Below are 20281 nucleotides of genomic sequence, written 5' to 3' on the forward strand. Positions count from 1 at the left end.
AGAGATGATTTCGCGCCAATATTGCCGCGACGGCCGAGCCCTCAAGCAGGGCAATGGAGGCCGGGTCCGAAGAGCCCGGCCTCCACTAACTATTTCACCTGCGTGACGGTCAGCTTGCCATTTACGCGCTCGGCGACAAATTCGATGTTGGCACCCTCCTTCAGCTTGGTGCGGATGGCCGGATCTTCGACGGTGAACACCATCGTCATTGCCGGCATTCCGAGGTTTTTCAGTTCCTCGTGCTTGATCGTGACCTTGCTCGTCTTGGCATCGATCTTGTTGACCACGCCCTTGGTGAATTCCTGGGCTTGGACGCTGGCGGCAGCGCCGATAGTCAAGGTGGCGATAAGGGCAATTCTAACGAGATTCTTCATGCTGGTTTCTCCTGTTCTTCAAGGCTTCAGTTGGTGGCCACGGACACGTCGCCATGCATGCCCGCCTCGTAGTGACCGGGAATGAGGCAGGCGAATTTGAACTCGCCGTCGTTGCTGAACTTCCAGACGATCTCGCCGGATTGACCGGCGGCGAGCCGGATCGAGTTGGCGTCGGCATGTTCCATTTCCGGAAACTTCGCCATGACAGCCTTGTGCTCGAGGATCTTGTCTTCTCGATCGAGTACGAATTCATGGTCGCTCTGGCCGGCGTTCTTGAGCGCGATCTTTACCGTCTGCCCTTTGCGGACCTTGATGACGGCCGGTTGAAAAAGCATCCTGCCGTCTTCGGTTTCCTTCATGGTCACACGGATTGTCTGCGTCGCCTTGGCCTTGTCGCCAGGTTCACCGACGGCGAGCTTTTCGTCATGGCCCCCGGCATGGCTTCCCGATGCGAAAGCGGGGCCGGCAAGCGTTGCGAGCAAGAGTGCGATTGCGAGTTTCTTCATTTTGAAATCCTTTGCAGTTGATAGATGTCTGGTTGTCATTGTTTGGTCGGCTTCGAAGTAATCTGGGTGTTGGCATCCTTCGCTCTAGTCTGCTCCGGCATGTCACCGGTCCATTCCCAGGCCTGCGTTCCTGGCGGGTTTTCGTACCAACCCGGATCGGAGTAATCGTCCGCGGAGATACCCTCGCGGACCTTCACGACCGAGAACATGCCGCCCATTTCGATCGGGCCATGCGGACCCCATCCGGTCATCATGGGAACGGTGTTCTCGGGTATGGGCATTTCCATTTCGCCCATATCGGCCATGCCCTTGGTGCCCATGGGCATGTAATCAGGCTGAAGCTTGCGGATCTTGGCGGCGAGCTTGGATTTGTCGGCGCCGATGAAGGTCGGAATGTCATGTCCCATGGCGTTCATCGTGTGATGCGACTTGTGGCAATGGATCGCCCAGTCGCCCTCGTATTTGGCGTCGAATTCATAGGCCCGCATGGCACCGACGGGGATATCGATGCTGACCTCCGGCCAGCGCACCTCAGGCCTGACCCAGCCGCCATCGGTGCAGGTCACTTCGAAGTCGTAGCCGTGCATATGGATCGGATGATTGGTCATCGTCAGGTTGCCGACGCGCACGCGCACGCGGTCATTCTTCGAGACGACAAGTGGCGTGATGTCGGGAAAGACGCGGCTGTTCCAGCACCACATGTTGAAGTCGGTCATTTCCATAACGCGCGGCACATAGGAGCCGGGATCGATGTCGTAGGCGTTGAGGAGGAAGACGAAGTCGCGGTCGACCCGCATGAATTTCGGGTCCTTCGGATGGACGACGAAGAAGCCCATCATGCCCATCGCCATCTGCACCATCTCGTCCGAATGCGGGTGGTACATGAAGGTGCCCGACTTCACGAGATCGAACTCGTAGACGAAGGTCTTGCCGACCGGGATGTGCGGCTGCGTCAGGCCGCCGACGCCATCCATGCCCGATGGAAGGATCATGCCATGCCAGTGGACGGTCGTATGCTCCGGCAGCTTGTTCGTGACGAAGATGCGCACCCGGTCGCCTTCCACCGCTTCGATCGTCGGGCCGGGCGATTGGCCGTTGTAGCCCCAGAGATAGGCCGTCATGCCGTTGGCCATCTCGCGCTCCACCGGCTCGGCGACAAGATGGAACTCCTTAACACCGTTGTTCATGCGGTGGGGCAGGGTCCAGCCGTTGAGTGTTACGACCGGCTGGTAATCCGGCCCGGATGAGGGATGAATGGGTGGCTGCATGTCTGCCGACGCCATTGAGGGAGCCTCGGGCAATCCCATGGCTGACGTTTTGGTCCATGCGCCAGCCGCAAGCATGACTGCTCCCGCTCCGAAGAACTGTCTTCTGTTGAACATTGAGATATCCTTTCTACTCGCCGGAGCCGGCGGCTGCGGTTTCGGAGGGACCGGGGGAGGAGCCGCCGCCATAGATGGCAGGAGCGAGATTGGCTTCCGCGAGCCAGAAGTCGCGCTTGGCGTTGACGGACTGCACGAGGGCGTTGATCGTCTCGCGCGTGTCGGTGAGCAGCTCGAAAGTGTTGGTGATCATGCCGTTGTAGGTCAGGAGCGATTGCTCCTCGACCTTGCTGCGCAGCGGCACGACATTGTTGCGATAGTGACGGGCAATATCGAGGCTTGAGCGGTAGGCCTCATAGGCCGATCTCGCCTCGGAGCGGACGTTCACGGCCTTTTCCGCAAGTCGATTGGCCGAGCGCATATAGGCCAGCTCCGCCTTCCGCATGCGGGCCTTGCCACTGTCGAAAATGGGAATGGCAAAGCCGATATCGGCCGATCCTGTGAAGTCGACCTTCTTGGCCCCATCCTCGCGGCTGCGCTCGGCCTCGAGTCCGGTCGTGAGCTCCAGGTCGGTGACATAGCGGGTGGCTTCCGTCAGGCCGTAGGATTGGGCGGACGCCTCCAGCTCCAGTCTCGCAACCTTCAGATCGATCCGGTTGCGAAGCGCATCCGCCTCGACGGTGTCGCGCTTTGCGATCGTCTTCGGCAGAGGCGGCAGGCGGTTCGGTATCCGATAGTTCATGTCCGGCCCCCAAAGCCCGAGCAGCCGGGTCAGTTCCTCCTTGGCGAGCCGGGCTGCCAGCCGCGACTTGGCCGCTTCTCCGGCAAGTTCGGCCGCGAACGCATGCTCGCGAGCCTGCGAACCCTTCGCCATTGCTCCGGTTTCTCCCAGCTTCTCCGCCAGTTCCGAGGCGGCATCGGCGGCTGCCTGCGCACGCTGGAGCTGGGCAACGTTCTCGTCGGCCGCAACGGCCGTGATCCAGGCGCGGCGGGTATCGGCGGCCAGACGCAGCGTCTCGATCGCGGCATTGAGCTGTGCCTGCCGGAAACGCGTGTCGGCGAGTGCGACATCGCGTTTCTTGGTCATGAGCGCGAGGATATTGGCTGTGAGCGCTCCCTCGATTGTCTTGAATGCTTCAAGCTCGGGCGTGCCGATACCTTTCAGGCCAACGGAGGCCGTCGGATTGAGCAGCATGGTCGTCTGCCAGGCATCCGCCGCGCTGTCGCCGAGATCGGCATAGGCGGCCTGAAGGCCCTTGTTGTTGAGGAGCGCGATCTGGACCGCAGTATCGACATCCAGGCTCTTCTCGCGAGAAAGGAGAGCTTTGGTCTGCGCGGATAGCGCCTTTGCCTGCTGCTGGTTTTGAACCCAGACGGCATTCTTCGCCATCGCCGATCTGGTCGAAGTCGACACGGTGGAGAAGCCGGCGTCCTTCCCGGCATATTCGGCACCACTGACACAGCCGCCGAGAATGATTGGAAATACGGCAACCACCGCAAGCGTTCGAATCGAGCTCATGACGCATCTCCCTTGGCTGGAGACTGCTGGTCGTTCTGCTGGCGCCAGGGCTTGGGATCGATAGGCTTGCGCGGGATGTAGCCCGAGTTGGGGGGATTGTATTGGAAGGGAGCGACAGAACGCGTCTGTGCGACATCCGATGACGGGACAACGTCAGGAGGAAAAGTGGATGCGCAGCCGCCGACGAACAAGGGCAGCCCCACCACGACTATGGAAGGTCTCATCTTTAGAAATCCGAATAGGAGATTGCCAATGGCAGTTGCGGGAAAAATCCCGGCAAAGGCCATGCGAACCCGTCAGATGCGGGCGAATCCTATTCAGATATTCGGGGGACGATCGAAATTGGGTTTTTCGCCGAGCGCGCGCTGATCGTCGACAAACTGGCGAATGGACGACACAGCAAATCCGCCGACATCATAGCCATTGCAGATGATGCCGTAGCCGATACAGAAATCCTTGCAGCATTCCTGCTTGGCGATCTTATCTTTCACCAATCCGGACGCATCATCGTGATGATTATCGGCGACTTGCTCCTGCATGGCTTGATGATCGCCGTGAACCATCTGCCCCGCAGCGCGGACTTCGGGAAATGCCGAACCGTGCATGGCGGCATTCGCGTTGGACAAGGTATATCCTGCCAGCGATACGATGATCGCCAGCCGCACAAGAAGGAGCAATTTGCTCAGTGCGATTCGATAGATTTTGCCCATGTACAGCAGCTACAATCAAACCTGGCCCTTTTCAAGGGCAATATGAATCCAAGATTCGCGCCGCTCCATTAACGCCAAACAACGTGACAACGCTGTTTATCCCGATCGCAGATAGCTTTCGGGAATATAGTCGGTATCGGTGTCGCAAACTCGGTTTCGTCCAGCCGCCTTTGCCAGATAAAGGCCTCGGTCGGCCTCCCTGCATAGCTCCAGAAGGGATGAACGGTCATTGCTCGCCCGTGCGATACCAATGCTCGCTGTCACACTGACATCGGGGCCGAGGCGAAGGTACCGTATTTCTGACACTGCGTTGCGCACCCGCTCCGCCAGGAGCAATGGATCTCCAGCTCCAGACGGAAGGAAAATAATGAACTCCTCTCCTCCCTGGCGCCCGAACAGAGCGGACGGTGGCAACATCGACTGCACCGCCTGTGCCATTTTCGCGAGGACTTCGTCGCCGGCGGCATGACCCCAACGATCGTTCAACTGTTTGAAATGATCGATATCGAGGTAAAGAATGGCATCGCCATTTCGCAGCTGCTTGGAGACATTTTCGTTAAAGAAGCGGCGGTTATAGAGGCCCGTGAGAGCGTCGCGTTCCGCCAGATGCCTGATCTTAATATGCTGCCGCTCGCTGATGAAAATTACGATGGCAATCGCGAGCACGAACTTGGACAGGATCATCAGGAAAAAGCCGCTTGCCACGTCGAGCAGAGCGAACGAGTTCAAGGAAAACTCCAACGCCATGGTCAGCGACAGGAGACTGTAGGCGGCAAGTATTGCCGCGACCAACTTGCGGATCGGAAGCGGCTCCCGATGCGCATCCATGAAGACAACGAACGCGGTGGCGGCCATTGTCAGGCAAGCAAGAAAATTGAAGGCGGACGCCCGATAGGTGTTGTTTAGATGGAATGCCGTGACAACGCCTGCCGCCAACGTTAACGCGGCGGGTAGCAGCGCAAGCCCGATATTGATTTTTCTAGCAGGGTTGCTGATCAGGACAAATGCTAAGCCAAGCAGGGAATACCCAAGCACGGCAAGGACAATGCTCATCAGGCTCAGGGGGCCGTAAAGCGCAGGATGAGTTTCGGCATGCCCGGCTAAGGTCGAAGCCACAGCCAGAACGACAAAACTCGCTGCGAGAAGTCCGACGCCACGGCTTTCCGTCGAAGTGAGCCGTAAGTAGCCTAAGGTTAAGGCGCCTGCGATATAAGATGTCTTCTGCAGGAAGAGCACCGTCGGCATATCCAATTCATTGATCATCAAGTATCACCGCATGACCGTTCATTGCGATTGCCCTAGCGGAAAACGCTGAATATTTTGCGAATAACGGCATCGATCGGGAATTTTTGCCCAAATCGCAAATCACCGCATCAATGTATTCAATTCGCGCACTGGACCCGTTCACTCCTGATGAGACAGACATGTCTTTGTTCGACGCTTTGCGAAGACGCGAACTCGCCCCTATCAATATTGCCGGTATGTCTGCGGGTCGAGCTTTAAAGGAACACGCAAACGGAAAGGGAAATGGGATGTCCAGTAATCCAGGCAGTGCCTTTCGACTTGATGAAGGTAGTTACCGCTGTTGTCCGTCTCTGACGGTGTTGGCCTGATCTACATCGGTAGAAAGCGAGCGGTTGACCATCCGTTATCAAAAATCTCACCGCGAGCGTCAATGCCGCGCGCTCGAGGATAGGATAACCGCCGAAGAGACTATTTAAAGTCTCGGATAAAGACCCTTTCGGCAGCGTCGATCGCTGCACAGATGCCAGGATCCGCGTGCAAGGCATTTAGGCTCATGAGGTGCTGACGCCTTCGCGACAATTCCCCGCACTGGCTGCAGCGAAGAAGCGATATATCGCCATCACGCCAGCAACGATTGCAAGCCGGCAAGAATGCTCCAGCGGCTGCGAATCTCGGCTTCGGCAACACCACGAATTAAACCGTTGGCTTGATGTTCTGGTTCAGGCGGAAGAGATTTGTTGCATCGTATTTGTTTTTGAGTGTGACAAGGCGCGCATAGTTTTCACCATAGGCGTCGCGCACCCGGTCCTCGCCCTCGTCGCCCAGGTTGTTGGCATAAACGCCGCCTGTCGAATATGGCCTGACGGCGCTCCACAGCTCGCGGGCCCAACGCATATTGGCTTCATCGTCGGCGGGAGCATCCCAAATGGCAATCGGGAAGCAGTCGTAGAGGGCGTCGCGGTTCACATACGGCGAATCCGATTTTAAGGTTCGGGCGATTGCGCCACCGACCTGCTGAAAGACCAGCAGCGATGCATGCGACGGCGCCTTTGCATAGGTGTCGAGGAGCGCATCGATGATGCCATCGCCGATATGGTTGAGGAACTGGGCTTTCCAATAGTAGCGGCGCCCGCGCGGAAAAAGCGCATCGCCGCCCGATTGGATCTGAAGATAAGGCCGCGCGGCGAGGCTGCTTTCGACCGGCGAGCCGAACTTCATGAGCGGAGCGAGGATCGGCTCGCCTGCCCCCTGCGGTCCGACATAGCACGCTGAGATGCTGAAGAATCGGTCACCCGACGGTGTTGCTACAAGTGCTGCGTCGACGCTCAGTTCATCGGGCGCCTTGCGGGAGAACTCATGATAGAACTTCATCGCGCTGCGGGCATGGTCGTAACGGTGAAGGACCGAGCCGACAAGCAGTGCCGGGCCGACGGGATGAAGCCGATATTCGAAAGCCGTCACGATGCCGAAATTGCCGCCGCCGCCCCGCAGTCCCCAGAACAGGTCGGGGTGCTCGGAGGCGCTCGTCCTCAGCAGCGTGCCGTCCGCGGTCACGATTTCGGCGGCGACGAGGTTGTCGCAGGTCAGGCCATGTTTGCGCCCGAGCTTGCCGAACCCACCGCCGAGGGTGAGCCCGGCGATGCCGGTGTCGCTGTTGACGCCCATCGTCGTTGCCAGGCCATGAGCCTGCGTGGCCCTGTCGAACTCGCCCAGATTGAGCCCCGCCTCGGCCCGGGCTATGCGGCGCTCGGGGTCGACCTGCATTCCTTTCATGCGCGACAGATCGATCACGATGCCATCGTCGCACAAGGACAGGCCCGCGACATTGTGACCGCCGCTTCGAACGGCGATAAGGAGGCCGTGCACGCGCGCAAAGGTCACCGCCTTGATGACATCGTCGGTGTCGGCGCAAAAGACGATCGCGGCAGGCCGCTTGTCGATCGCGCCATTCCAGACTCGGCGCGCCTGGTCATAGGTGGGGTCCGCCGGCAACACCAGGTCGCCGCGGAGGCCTTGCCGCAGCTGCTCAATGGTTGCGGCGGACGAATGGGCTGCGCCTAAGGAAGTGTTAGCCGGCTGCTCTACATTCATGGATGTCGCCTCCTATCGAGTGTGAATATCGTCTCACTGTCTGTAACTTGCAGCAAAGCCAAAGATCTCAGGTGCTGGATGAGAGAAATTCATCTAGATTGGCGGCATGAGGAACCTTCCGCCCCTACGCTCGCTGCACGCCTTCGAGGCTGCGGCCAGGCATGGCAGCTTCAAGCTCGCCGCGGCCGAGCTTGGGGTGACGTCGACTGCGATCAGCCACCAGATCCGGTTGCTGGAGGAGACCTGTGGTTACCAGCTGTTTCAGCGCCGGCCGCGACCTCTCTTGCTGACGAAAGCCGGTGCACGGCTGTTTCCAGGGCTGCGCAATGGCTTTGATGTGCTCGCTGGCGCAATCGCCGCGGTTGCCGAACCCGATGCCCGGGCGCCGTTGCGGATTACGAGCCCGAATGCATTTGCAAGTCGATGGCTCGTCCCGCGCCTGTCGAAATGGCGGGAGGAAAATCCGACCGTCCCATTGGAGATCATCGGGACCGATGCGGTGCTCGATCTGCGGGCCGGCGCCGCCGATGTTGCGATCCGCTATGCGCGCAGGCCGCCACAGGACTTCGTTGCGCAAGAGGTCTTTCGCGACACGTTCTTTCCGGTTTGCAGTCCTCGCTTGCTGGCGAACGATGGACGGTCAATCCAACGCGTTGCCGATCTCCTGCGTTTTCCGCTGATCCATTTTGACTGGATGAACCGGGATCCTGGCGCTCCGACTTGGCGACAATGGCTGACCACGGCGCGTTCGATTGATCCAAGCCTGGAAACGGACAAAGCGTGGGATCTGAGCTTTCGTGAGGAACTGCATGCGATCGATGCCGTCGTGGCGGGCCAGGGGATTGCGATCTGCAGCGACGTGGTCGTCAGCAATGAACTGAGGAGTGGAGTGCTGGTGAAGGCGCATCCGCTCTCGTTGCCCGGCTACGGCTTCTACCTCGTTGCGATGGCGCACACGTCACGTGCACCGGACATCGAAACTTTCTCGGCTTGGCTACGGGCGATCGGTTGAGCGCTTGTCCGGCAGGATCTGCGCTGGCGATAGGCGCCGATTACGGGTCCACGGATGCTCCCACTTCGTGTCAGAGCTCGTTTGAGCACGCTGCTTGGTCAGGGACGCAACTGCCAATTCCGGAAACGTCACCGACGCCGCCTCAAAGACCGCTCAGCAAGCCGGCTGGAGCGACGAGCAATTTGGTTTGGAATGTTCGATGACCACTTCGATACTGTCGAGCGGCGGAGGCGTGAGAAGCGAGCTCCGCGGTCTCTGGCTCACGACAGCGCTGGACGGCCGGACGAAGTGTGCTATGCGGAAAGCGGAGGGCAAGTCGAAAGGATGAGCAGAATGGCGGTTGAGGCGGCGAAAGAGGACATCTGCGAACTCGTTAAGCGGATTGTCGTCGAGCGGCCGCCGACGGCGGCGAGCTTTATCGTCACCATCTACGGCGACATCGTCGAGCCGCGCGGCGGCGTGGTCTGGATCGGCAATCTCATCGAGACCTGCGCCGGTGTCGGCATCAGCGAGACGCTGGTGCGCACCGCCGTGTCACGCCTCGTCTCGGCCGGCCAACTCCTCGGCGAGCGCGAGGGGCGGCGGAGCTATTATCGTCTTTCCCCGGCCGCCCGCGCGGAATTCAGCGCCGCCGCCGCCGTGCTCTTCAGGCACGAGCAGGCCGAAGGGTGGCAGTTTGTGCGCCCGGCGGGCGTCAACCTCGAAGAAGAAATGCAGGCGCTGGAGCGCGTGGGAATGGCGCGCCTCGGGCCAAGGCTTGCGGTCGGGCCGAGGCGGTCGCTGCCTGGCGTCGTCCCGGCGCTCGTCTTTCGCGCCGACGTGGCGCAAGGCGAGGTGGAGCTTACCGCGTTTGCCGCCGATCATTGGGATCTCGCCCCGCATGCGGAAGCCTATCGCGCCTTCCTATCCCGCTTTACGCCTGTCGCGGAAACTTTCGCCGCTGGCCTGCCCATCGATGCTGAGACCGCCCTTTCAGCACGGCTCCTGCTCGTGCATCAGTTCCGTGCCATCGCGCTCCGCGACCCTCGGCTGCCGGCCGCCGCCCTGCCGGCGGATTGGCCGGGCGACGCCGCTCGCCGCCTTTTCGCCGAACTCTATCTCGCGCTTTCTCCCACTGCCGACCGGCATGTTGCCAACCAATTCGTCACCGCCTCGGGACCGCTCGCCGAAGAGAGTGATGATACGCGGCGCCGAGCCGAGATGCTCGGGTTCCGAGCCTCAGCCTAGTTCACCCGATCGCCTTGCTCATCCGCAGAAAGGGGCCGGCTGAAGGCGCGGCTCGAGGACTTTAAGAGTGGGCGCACCCTTCTGACGATGGGCAGAGGAAAAGACCCGAATTGCAGGGTTCCCCCATCCCTCATCCTCAAGCCAGCGTGCAGGCAGATTGTCTCGCACCTGTTGGTCATTTTCGACCGGAGATCGCTCGCCGAGCGCCTCTGTGTTAAAATCGGAATATAGCCACTCTGCAAAACATTACATAAAATTCAAAGAATAGCGTTGCGCTGTGATGTTTCCGGTGGTAAATACATGACCGATCGGTCGGTTAATTTATTTCCGGCCGAATGCGGCGATGCAGCGGGAGGAAATGCATGTCCGAAGCTTTCATCTGCGATGCGGTGAGAACGCCGATCGGCCGTTATGGCCGAGCGCTCGCTTCGGCGCGCGCCGACGATCTGGCCGCCGTCCCGCTCGCCCATCTCCCCAAGCGCAATTCGGACGTCGACTGGGCGAAGGTCGAGGATGTCATCTACGGCTGCGCCAACCAGGCCGGCGAAGACAATCGCAATGTCGCACGCACGGCCGTGCTGCTGTCCGGCATGCCGGTCTCGATCCCGGGTACCACCGTCAAACGCCTCTGCGGCTCCGGCATGGACGCTGTCGGCATGGCGGCGCGCGCCTCGTCACCACTGCCACCTATCAGCTTCACCGCCAGGGCGGACGCTATGCGCTATGTACCATGTGCATCGGCGTCGGCCAGGGCATCGCCATCATTCTCGAGCGCGTCTGATCGCGCGAAAGCAGAAGGATAGAACCATGTACGCACAGATGGTGAAGACCGACACCGCCCGCGTCCGCAGCCTCGACGAGATGGAACCCGTCGAGCGCGACTTCCAGGAGCGCATCGACGCCGGCCAGAAGATCGAACCGAAGGAATGGATGCCGGAAGGCTACCGCAAGACGCTGGTACGCCAGATCAGCCAGCACGCCCATTCCGAAATTGTCGGCCAGCTGCCCGAAGGCAACTGGATCACGCGTGCTCCGACACTGGAGAGAAAGGCGATTCTGCTCGCCAAGGTACAGGACGAAGCGGGCCACGGCCTCTATCTCTACTGCGCCGCCGAAACGCTCGGCATCAGCCGCGACGAGATGTACGGCCAGCTCCATTCCGGCAAGGCGAAATATTCCTCGATCTTCAACTATCCGACGCTCACTTGGGCGGATATCGGCGCGATCGGCTGGCTGGTTGATGGTGCGGCGATCATGAACCAGGTACCGCTGCAGCGCTGTTCGTATGGCCCCTATGCGCGGGCCATGGTGCGCATCTGCAAGGAGGAAAGTTTTCACCAGCGCCAGGGTTTCGACATCCTGATGAAGATGGTGAAGGGCACGCCTCAGCAGAAGGCGATGGTCCAGGATGCGCTGAACCGCTGGTGGTGGCCGTCGCTGATGATGTTTGGCCCTTCGGACGACGCTTCGGTCCATTCGGCCCAGTCGATGGCCTGGAAGATCAAGCAGAACTCCAATGACGAGCTGCGCCAGAAGTTTGTCGACCAGACCGTGCCGCAGGCCGAATATCTCGGTCTCACCGTTCCCGATCCGGACCTCAAATGGAATGAGAATAAGGGCGGCTATGATTTCGGTGAGCCGGACTGGAGCGAATTCTTCGACGTTATTGCCGGCAACGGCCCATGCAATGCCGAGCGGTTGAACGCCCGCAAGTCCGCCTGGGACGAAGGCGCCTGGTTCCGTGACGCGCTGGTCGCTCACGCCGAGAAGGCGGACGCGCGGCGTGCCGCCCGGATGCCGGCGGAATGAGCGGCAAGCAGTCACAGTTTCAAGGGAGAGAATTCATGTCGAGCGAATGGCCCCTCTGGGAAGTTTTCATCCGCGGCCAGCACGGCCTCAACCACCGCCACGTCGGCAGCCTGCACGCGCCGGATGCCGAGATGGCCATCAACAATGCCCGCGACGTTTATGTCCGCCGCAATGAGGGCGTCAGCATCTGGGTCGTGCGCTCTTCGGATATCGCCGCCAGCGCGCCGTCGGACAAGGGCCCGCTGTTCGAGCCGTCGAACTCCAAGGTCTACCGTCACCCGACCTTCTTCGACATTCCAGACGAAGTGGGGCACATGTGATGGAGACAGCGACCGACACGGCCGTCGACAAGGTGGTACTCACCGAGTTCCTGACGAGAATGGGAGACAATGCCCTCATCCTCGGCCACCGCGTCTCCGAATGGTGCGGCCACGGGCCTGCATTGGAGGAGGATATCGCGCTCGCCAACGTAGCGCTTGACCTGATCGGCCAGACGCAGCTTTGGCTCGGCCTTGCTGCAGAAATTGAAGGCAAGGGCCGAAGCGCCGACGATCTCGCATTTCTGCGCGACGGCTTCGATTTTCGTAATCTGCTGCTCGTCGAGCGCCCGAACGGCGACATAGGCCAGACGCTGATGCGTCAGTTCCTGTTCGACGCCTGGCATTTGCAGATGCTGAATGCCCTCAAGGGCTCGACCGACCGGCGCATCGCGGAGATCGCTGAAAAGGTCTCGAAAGAGGTGGCTTACCATCTGGAGCGCAGCCGCGACCTGGTGATCCGCCTCGGCGACGGCACCGACGAAAGCCACCGCCGCATGCAGGCAGCCCTCGACGGGCTATGGGCTTATACGGGCGAAATGTTCATCGGCGACGCGGGCGATGCCGCCCTTGCGGCGGCGGGCGTTGCGCCGCAGCCGGAAAGCCTGAAGGCCGGCTGGGACGAAATCGTTGCCGAGGCGCTTGCTGAAGCCACGCTGAAGAAGCCGGCCGGTGGCTACATGCACAAGGGCGGCAAGCGTGGCGTGCACTCCGAGCATCTGGGCTTCATCCTCACCGAGATGCAGTTCCTGCAACGCGCCTATCCGGGCGCGACCTGGTAGGGGGGAGGATCATGGCGCAGCCTTCGACGGAAACCGTATGGCAATGGCTGGCCGAGGTCTCCGACCCGGAGATCCCGATCATTTCGCTCACCGATCTCGGTATCATCCGCAACGTGCGGTGGGATGGCGGGACGCTGGTGGTGACGGTGACGCCGACCTATTCGGGCTGCCCGGCGACCGCCATCATCAACCTCGACATCGAGGCAGCCCTTGCCGCGCGCGGTGTGGTCAAGGTCCGGCTCGAACGGCAATTGTCACCTGCCTGGACCACCGACTGGATCAGTGCAGAGGGCCGCGACAAGCTCAAGGTCTACGGGATTGCCCCACCGGTCGACGGCACCGCCGCTGACGGGACCCTGATGAAGCGTATCGACCGGCTCGCCGGCCGCTCGAACCTGACGATCGAATGTCCGCGCTGCGGTTCGACGCGGACGGAGAAGATCAGCCAGTTCGGATCGACGCCCTGCAAGGCGAGCTATCGCTGCGCGGAGTGCCTGGAACCCTTCGACTATTTCAAGTGCATCTGAGCGATGCCGCAATAAATGAGGCCCTAAATCGTGGCACGTTTCCATTCCCTTCAAGTCGCCGATGTCCGCCGCGAGACCCGCGACGCCGTGGTGGTTACCCTCGTTCCGAGCGAGGAGGACCGCGCCGCCTTCGACTTCACGCAAGGCCAGTACCTGACCTTCCGGCGAGCCTTTGAGGGTGAGGAGCTGCGCCGCTCCTATTCGATCTGCGCCGGCCGCGATGAAGGCTTCCTGCGCGTCGGCATCAAGCGCGTCGACGGCGGCTGCTTCTCAACCTGGGCGAACGAAGAGCTGAAGATCGGCGACACGCTTGAGGCGATGCCGCCGATGGGCGCCTTCTTCACCGCGCTGGAGCCGGAGAAGGCAAAGCACTATCTCGGCTTTGCCGGCGGCAGCGGCATTACGCCGGTGCTCTCGATTATCAAGACCGTGCTCGCCCGCGAACCGCGCTCGCGCTTCACCCTCGTCTATGCCAACCGTCAGATCAGCTCGATCATGTTCCGCGAAGAGTTGGATGACCTGAAGAACATTTATCTCGGACGCTTCTCAATCATCCATGTGCTTGAAAGCGAAGCGCAGGATATCGACCTCTTCACCGGCCGTATCGATGCCGAAAAATGCGAAGGCCTCTTCTCGCACTGGATCGACCTGAAGTCCGTCGATACCGCCTTCATCTGCGGCCCCGAGCCGATGATGCTGGCGATTGCGGCGGCACTGCGCGACCATGGCCTTTCCGACGGGCAGATCAAGTTCGAGTTGTTCGCGTCTTCTCAGCCTGGCCGGGCGCAGCGTAAGGCCGAAAGCGTAGCCGGTGCCGACCGCGACGCCACCTGCCATGCGACCGTCACCCTCGACGGCGCGACCCGCGGCTTTACCTTTCCGAAGCATGGTCAAAGCCTGCTTGACGCCGCGCTCGAAAACTCGATGGACGCGCCCTACGCCTGCAAGGCTGGCGTCTGCTCTACCTGTCGCGCCAAGGTGCTGGAAGGCGAGGTGGAAATGGAGGTCAACCACGCGCTCGAGGATTACGAGGTGCGACAGGGCTATGTGCTCACCTGCCAGTGCTACCCGCTGACTGACCGAATCGTGGTGAGCTACGACCAGTAAGTACGTCCTCTTCTTGCGGCCGCGAAGAAGGGAAGAGAGAATTGGGAGAGATGCAATGTCCGATGATGTGATGCCGATCGAAGACTATCTGGCGCAAGGAGGCATGCTGACCTCGCCTGATAATGTGCCGGCGCGTTATCGCGGCGAACTCTTGAGGCTGATGGCGAGCTTCGTCGATAGCGAGCTTGCGGGTGCCGCCGGCTTTGCCGATATCATCAATGATGCGCCGGGCATCAAGGAACGCATTTCGGCCGCCCGCATCGTGCTGGAAAAGACCGATCATGCCGGCCGGGTGCTGGAGGTGATGGGTTCCTTCGGTGTCGATACGCGCCGCTATGCCAACCATCATCCCTGGGCGGCGCGCGTCGCTCGCGACGCCGATATCGGCGCGGCACGACGCGAAGGCGACATGCGGCTTTCCGTCTTCCACTATCCGCTCGCCGGGTGGGCGGACGCTGTGGTCATGAACCTCTTGATGGGCAAGGCCTCCGTCATCCAGCTCAACGAGTTGTCGCGCGTCTCCTATCAGCCGCTCGCCGACGTCTTCCGCATCATCCTGCCGCGCGAGGCGCGCCATACCGAACTGGCGCTCGTCGGCTTGGAGCGCATTGCGGAAACTCCGGAAGGCCGCGCCGAAATCGCTGCCTCGCTCGCCTATTGGCGCCCGCGCGTCGCGGCAAGCTTCGGTCTGGCTGGCTCGGTCCGCTACGAGACGCTCTCCCGTTTCGGCCTGCGTCATACGCCCAACGAGACATTGCTTGCGCAGTGGGAAGGCGCCGTCGAAAGCGCGCTTTCCGCCCTGCCGCTGAACTGACATAGGAAGGACCACGAGATGACCATCAACGTACAGGCGCCACGTCGGCTCGAAAGCTATGTCTGCGGTAGCTGGGCGGCCGGCGCGAAGGAAGGCGTGCCGCTGCTCGACGCGGCGACCGGCGCCCCGGTCGCGCTGATCGATTCCACCGGCCTCGACTTCAAGGCGGCGCTCGCCTACGGCCGCGACAAGGCGGGAGCTGCGCTCCGCCGCATGTCCTTCCACGAGCGCGCCGCCATGCTGAAGGCCCTCGGCCTGGCGCTCATGGAGCAAAAGGAGGAATTCTACGCACTGTCCTATGCGACAGGCGCCACCCGCGCCGACAGCTGGATCGACATCGAGGGTGGCATCGGCACGCTGCTTTCCTACGCCTCCAAGGCCCGTCGCGAGCTGCCGAACACCCGCGTGCTGACAGACGGCGACGTGGAGCTGCTGTCCAAGGACAACAGCTTTTCCGCCCAGCACATCCTCACGCCGCTCGAAGGCGTCGCCGTCCATATCAACGCCTTCAACTTTCCCTGCTGGGGCATGCTCGAAAAGATTGCGCCGACGCTGATCGCCGGTCTGCCGGCGATCGTCAAACCCGCCAGCCAGACCGCTTACCTCACGGAATTGATGGTCAGGCGGATGGTCGGGACAGGCATCCTGCCGGAAGGCGCGGTACAGCTCATCTGCGGTTCTGTCGGCGATCTGCTAGACCATGTCGGCGATCAGGACGTCGTCACCTTCACCGGCTCGGCTGCGACCGGCCGGCGGCTGAAGACCCATCCGGCGATCGTCGCAAATTCCGTCCGCTTCACCATGGAGGCCGACAGTCTCAACGCTGCCGTGCTCGGTCTCGACGCAGCGCCCGGCACGGAGGAGTTCGACCTCTTCGTCAAGGAGGTCGCCCGTGAAATGACCGCGAAGGCCGGGCAGAAGTGCACCGCCATCCGTCGAGTCATCGCGCCGCGCCCCTATACCGACGCGCTGGTCGCAGCACTTGGCGATCGGCTCGCCAAGACTGCGCTCGGCAACCCTGCCGAAGAAGGTGTGCGCATGGGCCCGCTCGCCAGCCTCGACCAGCGCGAGGAAGTGCGCGCCCGTATTCGCGACCTATCCGCCGACGCCGAGATCGTCGCAGGTGATCCCGGTAATCCGCGTGTCGTCTCCGGCGATGCAGAAGCCGGCGCCTTCCTCAATCCAGTGCTGTTCTATTGCGACAAGCCCGCCTCGGCGCGCGCCGTCCACGATGTCGAGGCTTTCGGCCCAGTCAGCACCGTCATGCCGTACGACACGGTTGAAGAGGCTGTTGAGCTTGCCAAGCGCGGCAGGGGAAGCCTCGTTGCCTCGGTCTTCACCAACGACCCGCGTTTTGCGGAGGACGTCGTCGTCGGCATGGCGCCGTTCCACGGTCGCGTACTGATTGGCAACCGCGTCAGCGCCAAAACTTCGACCGGTCACGGCTCGCCGCTGCCGGGTCTCGTCCATGGCGGTCCGGGCCGCGCCGGTGGTGGCGAAGAACTCGGCGGCATGCGCAGCGTCAAGCACTACATGCAGCGCACGGCCGTCCAGGGCGCGCCCGCGCTGCTTTCCGCCGTCACCGGCCGATGGGTGGCCGGCGCGCCGGCCAACACTCACGGCGAGCACCCGTTCCGCAAATCACTCGCGGAACTCAAGATCGGCGACCAGCTGGAGACGGCCGAGCGCACCGTGACACTCGAAGACATCGAGCATTTCGCCCACTTCACCGGCGATACCTTCTATGCCCACATGGATGAGGCGGCGGCCCGCGCCAATCCCTTCTTCGACGGACGAGTGGCGCATGGCTACCTCATCGCCTCCTTCGCCGCCGGCCTCTTCGTCGACCCGGCGCCGGGTCCGGTGCTTGCCAACTATGGCGTCGACAGCTTGCGCTTCCTCACCCCGGTCTATCCGGGCGATGCCCTGAAGGTGCGGCTTACAGCCAAGGAGATCAACCCGCGCGAAAACGCCGACCACGGCGAGGTGCGCTGGGATTGCCGCGTCAGCAACCAGAAGGGCGAGACGGTGGCGCAGTACGATGTGTTGACCATGGTGGCGAAGACCCGAGGGTAAACATCAACGGTTCCCGGCCGCGCCCCTGCGGCCGCGAGAGCCGATCGGAGGAAAGACATGGCCCAGATCTACGCTTATGACGGCATCGTGCCGGTGATCGATCCGGAGGCCTTCGTGCACCCGGCGGCGGTGGTGATCGGCGACGTGATCGTCGGTGCCGGCTGCTATGTTGGCCCGGCGGCGGTCCTGCGCGGCGACTTCGGCCGCATTGTCTTGGGCGCCGGCTCCAACGTGCAGGAGACCTGCGTAGTCCACAGCTTTCCCGATCTCGAGGTGGTCATCGGCGAAGAGGGCCATATTGGACACGGAGCCGTGCTGCACGGCTGCAAGATCGGCCGCAACGCCATGGTTGGCATGAATGCCGTGGTCATGGACGAGGCGATTATCGGCGAAAATTCGATCGTCGCCGCCATGGCCTTCGTCAAGGCCGGGGTGGAAATTCCCCCAAACAGCCTCGCGGTGGGTTCCCCCGCCCGCGTCCTGCGCGAACTCAGCGAAAAGGAAATCGCCTGGAAGCGCCAAGGCACCGGCGTCTACCAACGCCTGGCGCTTGAAGCCAAAGACAAGCTGCGGCCGGCAGAACCGCTCGCGGCGCCCGAGCCCAACCGCCAGCGCGTTCGCGCGCCTCAATATGATCCGCTGATCCTGGCGCGGCTGAAGCTTGGGGATTGAGGGGCGGCAATGGGCAAGGTCTCGCCTTGGGAGACTGCCGGAAAAAATGGATTTACCTGACCGCCTTAACCCCTTCGAGCACCAACGTCGTTGCGATGTCAGCATATTCGTCGCGGCTGATCGGGCCGTCCGGCCGGAACCACATATAAACCCAGTTCATCATGCCGAAGAGAGACATGGTGACAGGCATGAGAAGCGGCCGCTCCCGGCTTAGGTCGGGATTGATGTCGCGGATGATGTTTGAAAAGCGTTTGACGATCCGCCGCTCGATCGACTGGATCTCGGTAATCTGCTCGGCGGAAAGCGTACCGCTGGCGTTAAGCTGAACCTTGTGGTGGTCGTCCGCGTCGCGGTAGCTTTCGAGCATCTGCCGCACAAGGAGCCTCAGCCGCTTTTCAGGCTCCGCATCCGGCTGGTCGGCGGCTTCAATGGCGGAATCGAGTTCGACCAGATGGGTGCGGATGATGTCGAAGATCAGCGCATCCTTGCTCGGATAGTAGTGATAGAGCAGAGCCTTCGAGACGTTACTGCGCGAGGCGATCATCGCCATCGAGGCCTTTTCCATACCTATCTCGGCGAAGACCGCGGCAGCGCTCGACAGGATGCCCCGCTGTTTTTCCTCAAAGTCGATTGCGCGTGTGCGTGCCATACTCGTCCTTATCGTCTTTTCGTTTCTCCCTGCCCGTGAGGGCAAAAAGCCGGCGTCGATCGCCGGGGGAATCGCTCGGCTTCGAATCATTCGTCAGCCCGAGCAGGTGCGCAAGCCATGAACCTGCGCACCCTGTGATGCAATGGACGGCTTTCGTGGAGACGTCCGTCGTAAGGGACCGCTATGATCCCCTCATTCCTTGGGGCGGTTGTCGACCACCCGCTTTGCCTTGCCCTCGGATCGCGCGACTGTGCCGGGTGTCTGCACCTCGATCCTGGTACTGACGCCAACGACGCTTTTGATGTGGTGCGCGAGCTCCCTGGCAGAGCCGGCGCGCGCCGCTTCATCGGCTGCTTCCGGCGTGCATTCCACATGCACTGTCATATTGTCCATACGGCCGGAGCGGGAAAGCTCGATCTGGAAATGGGGAGCAAGTCCGCGACATTTCAGGATCTGCTCCTCGATCTGCGTCGGGAAAACGTTGACGCCGCGGAGAATCATCATGTCGTCGGAGCGGCCGGTGACCTTTTCCATTCGCCGCATGCTGCGGGCGCTTCCCGGCAGCAAGCGGGTCAGGTCGCGAGTGCGGTAGCGGATGATGGGCAGGCCTTCCTTGGTCAGCGTGGTGAAGACCAGCTCGCCCATCTCGCCGTCGGGCAGCACTTCGCCCGTAACCGGATCGACGATCTCGGGATAAAAATGATCCTCCCAGATGTGCAGTCCGTCCTTAGTCTCCACGCATTCGCTGGCGACGCCAGGCCCCATCACTTCGGAGAGCCCGTAAATATCAACGGCGTGCATGTCGAAGGCCTGTTCGATCTCCTCGCGCATCGCATTCGTCCAAGGCTCGGCGCCGAAGATGCCGATCGCGAGCGAGCTTGAGCGCGGGTCGATGCCCTGACGGCGGAACTCGTCGAGGATCGACAGCATGTAGGAGGGCGTGACCATGATGATGCGCGGTTTGAAGTCCTGTATCAGCGTGACCTGACGCTCGGTCATGCCGCCGGAGATCGGCACCACTGTGCAGCCGAGCTTTTCGGCACCGTAATGCGCGCCGAGGCCGCCGGTGAAGAGGCCGTAGCCGTAGGCCACATGTACCATATCGCCGGGCCTGCCGCCGCCAGCGCGGATCGAACGCGCAACCACCGTCGCCCAGGTGTCGATATCCTTCTTCGTATAGCCGACGACAGTCGGCTTGCCGGTGGTACCCGACGAGCCGTGTATGCGGCAGAGCTTTTCGCGAGGCACGGCGAACATGCCGAAGGGGTAGGTGTCGCGCAGGTCCTGCTTGGTCGTGAAGGGGAATTTGGCGAGATCGCCCAGCGTCTTCAGGTCGGAGGGATGCACGCCTGCTTCGTCAAACCGGGAGCGATAGAAGGGCGAGTTCTCGTAGGCGTGGTTGAGGGACCATTTCATCCGCTCCAGCTGCAGGCCGGCGAGTTCGTCGCGCGAGGCGGTTTCGATCGGCTCGAGATCGCCGGGGCGGGGGACTAGACTTTCCATGTATTTCTCCTCCGAAATC

22 protein-coding genes and 1 pseudogene are annotated in these 20281 nt (G+C 61.5%); 13 read left to right on the forward strand and 10 right to left on the reverse strand.

The genetic code is table 11. The annotated features are described in order from the left end of the window. Nucleotides 1-89: 89 nt before the first annotated feature. From QD409_RS01755 to QD409_RS01790, 8 genes are all read right to left on the reverse strand, one after another. Nucleotides 90-374, reverse strand: a complete 285-nt coding sequence (locus QD409_RS01755; protein ID WP_430761725.1) for a copper-binding protein — start codon at nucleotides 372-374, stop codon at nucleotides 90-92. Nucleotides 375-400: 26 nt separating this feature from the next. Next, entirely contained in the window at nucleotides 401-880 is a 480-nt protein-coding gene (locus QD409_RS01760) for a cupredoxin domain-containing protein (protein ID WP_430761726.1), read from the reverse strand. A gap of 35 nt (nucleotides 881-915) precedes the next feature. Next, the gene (locus QD409_RS01765) at nucleotides 916-2262 is read right to left on the reverse strand and encodes a multicopper oxidase family protein (RefSeq protein ID WP_430761727.1); all 1347 of its coding nucleotides are present in this window, start codon (nucleotides 2260-2262) and stop codon (nucleotides 916-918) included. A 13-nt stretch (nucleotides 2263-2275) separates the two neighbouring features. Then, complete coding sequence (locus QD409_RS01770) at nucleotides 2276-3721, reverse strand: TolC family protein (protein WP_430761728.1); 1446 nt, start codon at nucleotides 3719-3721, stop codon at nucleotides 2276-2278. After that, nucleotides 3718-3945: a hypothetical protein gene (locus QD409_RS01775; protein ID WP_430761729.1), complete on the reverse strand. Its 228-nt coding sequence runs from the start codon at nucleotides 3943-3945 to the stop codon at nucleotides 3718-3720. The genes QD409_RS01770 and QD409_RS01775 overlap by 4 nt, the downstream gene beginning before the upstream one ends. Nucleotides 3946-4038: 93 nt before the next feature. Then, complete coding sequence (locus tag QD409_RS01780) at nucleotides 4039-4431, reverse strand: hypothetical protein (protein WP_430761730.1); 393 nt, start codon at nucleotides 4429-4431, stop codon at nucleotides 4039-4041. A 96-nt stretch (nucleotides 4432-4527) separates the two neighbouring features. After that, the gene (locus tag QD409_RS01785; RefSeq protein WP_430761731.1) at nucleotides 4528-5694 is read right to left on the reverse strand and encodes a GGDEF domain-containing protein; all 1167 of its coding nucleotides are present in this window, start codon (nucleotides 5692-5694) and stop codon (nucleotides 4528-4530) included. Nucleotides 5695-6369: 675 nt separating this feature from the next. Beyond that, nucleotides 6370-7557 (reverse strand): FAD-binding oxidoreductase, encoded by a 1188-nt coding sequence (locus tag QD409_RS01790; RefSeq protein WP_430761877.1) that lies wholly within the window; start codon nucleotides 7555-7557, stop codon nucleotides 6370-6372. On the opposite strand from QD409_RS01790, the gene QD409_RS01795 reads away from it, so the two are divergent. The 13 genes and pseudogenes from QD409_RS01795 (at nucleotide 7537) to QD409_RS01855 (ending at nucleotide 18110) form a co-directional block, all read left to right on the forward strand. Next, the gene (locus QD409_RS01795) at nucleotides 7537-7737 is read left to right on the forward strand and encodes a hypothetical protein (protein WP_430761882.1); all 201 of its coding nucleotides are present in this window, start codon (nucleotides 7537-7539) and stop codon (nucleotides 7735-7737) included. The genes QD409_RS01790 and QD409_RS01795 overlap by 21 nt on opposite strands. A gap of 136 nt (nucleotides 7738-7873) precedes the next feature. Beyond that, nucleotides 7874-8779 carry a LysR substrate-binding domain-containing protein gene (locus tag QD409_RS01800; protein WP_430761732.1) on the forward strand — a complete coding sequence of 302 codons (906 nt, stop codon included), beginning with the start codon at nucleotides 7874-7876 and terminating at the stop codon, nucleotides 8777-8779. A 333-nt stretch (nucleotides 8780-9112) separates the two neighbouring features. Next, nucleotides 9113-10006 carry a phenylacetic acid degradation operon negative regulatory protein PaaX gene (gene paaX / locus QD409_RS01805; RefSeq protein ID WP_430761733.1) on the forward strand — a complete coding sequence of 298 codons (894 nt, stop codon included), beginning with the start codon at nucleotides 9113-9115 and terminating at the stop codon, nucleotides 10004-10006. 362 nt (nucleotides 10007-10368) lie between these two features. Next, nucleotides 10369-10677 (forward strand): annotated as a pseudogene (locus tag QD409_RS01810) (3-oxoadipyl-CoA thiolase); the annotation flags it as partial. Continuing rightward, a complete protein-coding gene (locus QD409_RS01815; protein ID WP_430761878.1) occupies nucleotides 10635-10787 on the forward strand; it encodes a hypothetical protein in 153 nt (50 codons plus the stop codon). The pseudogene QD409_RS01810 and the gene QD409_RS01815, both read left to right, overlap by 43 nt. A gap of 26 nt (nucleotides 10788-10813) precedes the next feature. Continuing rightward, nucleotides 10814-11815, forward strand: a complete 1002-nt coding sequence (paaA, locus tag QD409_RS01820) for a 1,2-phenylacetyl-CoA epoxidase subunit PaaA (RefSeq protein WP_430761734.1) — start codon at nucleotides 10814-10816, stop codon at nucleotides 11813-11815. 35 nt (nucleotides 11816-11850) lie between these two features. Then, entirely contained in the window at nucleotides 11851-12135 is a 285-nt protein-coding gene (gene paaB / locus QD409_RS01825; protein WP_004111284.1) for a 1,2-phenylacetyl-CoA epoxidase subunit PaaB, read from the forward strand. Then, nucleotides 12135-12914, forward strand: a complete 780-nt coding sequence (gene paaC, locus QD409_RS01830) for a 1,2-phenylacetyl-CoA epoxidase subunit PaaC (RefSeq protein ID WP_430761735.1) — start codon at nucleotides 12135-12137, stop codon at nucleotides 12912-12914. The genes paaB and paaC overlap by 1 nt, the downstream gene beginning before the upstream one ends. An 11-nt stretch (nucleotides 12915-12925) precedes the next feature. Next, a complete protein-coding gene (gene paaD / locus QD409_RS01835; RefSeq protein WP_430761736.1) occupies nucleotides 12926-13441 on the forward strand; it encodes a 1,2-phenylacetyl-CoA epoxidase subunit PaaD in 516 nt (171 codons plus the stop codon). Between the two features lie 30 nt (nucleotides 13442-13471). Continuing rightward, a complete protein-coding gene (gene paaE / locus QD409_RS01840) occupies nucleotides 13472-14548 on the forward strand; it encodes a 1,2-phenylacetyl-CoA epoxidase subunit PaaE (RefSeq protein ID WP_430761737.1) in 1077 nt (358 codons plus the stop codon). A gap of 55 nt (nucleotides 14549-14603) precedes the next feature. After that, on the forward strand, nucleotides 14604-15362 hold the full coding sequence (locus QD409_RS01845; protein WP_430761738.1) for a Phenylacetic acid catabolic protein: 759 nt from the start codon (nucleotides 14604-14606) through the stop codon (nucleotides 15360-15362). 18 nt (nucleotides 15363-15380) lie between these two features. Next, nucleotides 15381-17438 carry a phenylacetic acid degradation bifunctional protein PaaZ gene (gene paaZ, locus QD409_RS01850; protein WP_430761739.1) on the forward strand — a complete coding sequence of 686 codons (2058 nt, stop codon included), beginning with the start codon at nucleotides 15381-15383 and terminating at the stop codon, nucleotides 17436-17438. A gap of 57 nt (nucleotides 17439-17495) precedes the next feature. Beyond that, nucleotides 17496-18110 (forward strand): transferase hexapeptide repeat family protein, encoded by a 615-nt coding sequence (locus QD409_RS01855; RefSeq protein ID WP_430761740.1) that lies wholly within the window; start codon nucleotides 17496-17498, stop codon nucleotides 18108-18110. A 52-nt stretch (nucleotides 18111-18162) separates the two neighbouring features. Here QD409_RS01855 and QD409_RS01860 read toward each other — a convergent pair whose 3' ends face one another. Together QD409_RS01860 and paaK are read right to left on the reverse strand one after the other, a co-directional pair. Further along, nucleotides 18163-18759, reverse strand: coding sequence for a TetR/AcrR family transcriptional regulator (locus QD409_RS01860; protein ID WP_092843979.1), 597 nt, complete (start codon nucleotides 18757-18759; stop codon nucleotides 18163-18165). Nucleotides 18760-18951: 192 nt separating this feature from the next. Further along, complete coding sequence (paaK, locus tag QD409_RS01865; RefSeq protein ID WP_430761741.1) at nucleotides 18952-20262, reverse strand: phenylacetate--CoA ligase PaaK; 1311 nt, start codon at nucleotides 20260-20262, stop codon at nucleotides 18952-18954. Nucleotides 20263-20281 lie beyond the last annotated feature (19 nt).

The sequence above is a fragment of the Rhizobium sp. BR 315 genome (assembly GCF_050577975.1).
GTDB lineage: Bacteria > Pseudomonadota > Alphaproteobacteria > Rhizobiales > Rhizobiaceae > Rhizobium > Rhizobium miluonense.

What these genes read in the sequence shown, in the direction of transcription:
- QD409_RS01800 (WP_430761732.1), top strand. Translation starts at nt 7,874, where the DNA reads ATGAGGAACCTTCCGCCCCTACGCTCGCTGCACGCCTTCGAGGCTGCG.
- QD409_RS01775 (WP_430761729.1), bottom strand. Translation starts at nt 3,945, where the DNA reads ATGAGACCTTCCATAGTCGTGGTGGGGCTGCCCTTGTTCGTCGGCGGC.
- QD409_RS01770 (WP_430761728.1), bottom strand. Translation starts at nt 3,721, where the DNA reads ATGAGCTCGATTCGAACGCTTGCGGTGGTTGCCGTATTTCCAATCATT.
- paaD (WP_430761736.1), top strand. Translation starts at nt 12,926, where the DNA reads ATGGCGCAGCCTTCGACGGAAACCGTATGGCAATGGCTGGCCGAGGTC.
- QD409_RS01845 (WP_430761738.1), top strand. Translation starts at nt 14,604, where the DNA reads ATGTCCGATGATGTGATGCCGATCGAAGACTATCTGGCGCAAGGAGGC.
- paaB (WP_004111284.1), top strand. Translation starts at nt 11,851, where the DNA reads ATGTCGAGCGAATGGCCCCTCTGGGAAGTTTTCATCCGCGGCCAGCAC.
- QD409_RS01785 (WP_430761731.1), bottom strand. Translation starts at nt 5,694, where the DNA reads ATGATCAATGAATTGGATATGCCGACGGTGCTCTTCCTGCAGAAGACA.
- QD409_RS01860 (WP_092843979.1), bottom strand. Translation starts at nt 18,759, where the DNA reads ATGGCACGCACACGCGCAATCGACTTTGAGGAAAAACAGCGGGGCATC.
- paaK (WP_430761741.1), bottom strand. Translation starts at nt 20,262, where the DNA reads ATGGAAAGTCTAGTCCCCCGCCCCGGCGATCTCGAGCCGATCGAAACC.
- paaA (WP_430761734.1), top strand. Translation starts at nt 10,814, where the DNA reads ATGTACGCACAGATGGTGAAGACCGACACCGCCCGCGTCCGCAGCCTC.
- QD409_RS01755 (WP_430761725.1), bottom strand. Translation starts at nt 374, where the DNA reads ATGAAGAATCTCGTTAGAATTGCCCTTATCGCCACCTTGACTATCGGC.
- paaZ (WP_430761739.1), top strand. Translation starts at nt 15,381, where the DNA reads ATGACCATCAACGTACAGGCGCCACGTCGGCTCGAAAGCTATGTCTGC.
- QD409_RS01760 (WP_430761726.1), bottom strand. Translation starts at nt 880, where the DNA reads ATGAAGAAACTCGCAATCGCACTCTTGCTCGCAACGCTTGCCGGCCCC.
- QD409_RS01855 (WP_430761740.1), top strand. Translation starts at nt 17,496, where the DNA reads ATGGCCCAGATCTACGCTTATGACGGCATCGTGCCGGTGATCGATCCG.
- paaC (WP_430761735.1), top strand. Translation starts at nt 12,135, where the DNA reads ATGGAGACAGCGACCGACACGGCCGTCGACAAGGTGGTACTCACCGAG.
- paaX (WP_430761733.1), top strand. Translation starts at nt 9,113, where the DNA reads ATGGCGGTTGAGGCGGCGAAAGAGGACATCTGCGAACTCGTTAAGCGG.
- QD409_RS01780 (WP_430761730.1), bottom strand. Translation starts at nt 4,431, where the DNA reads ATGGGCAAAATCTATCGAATCGCACTGAGCAAATTGCTCCTTCTTGTG.
- QD409_RS01765 (WP_430761727.1), bottom strand. Translation starts at nt 2,262, where the DNA reads ATGTTCAACAGAAGACAGTTCTTCGGAGCGGGAGCAGTCATGCTTGCG.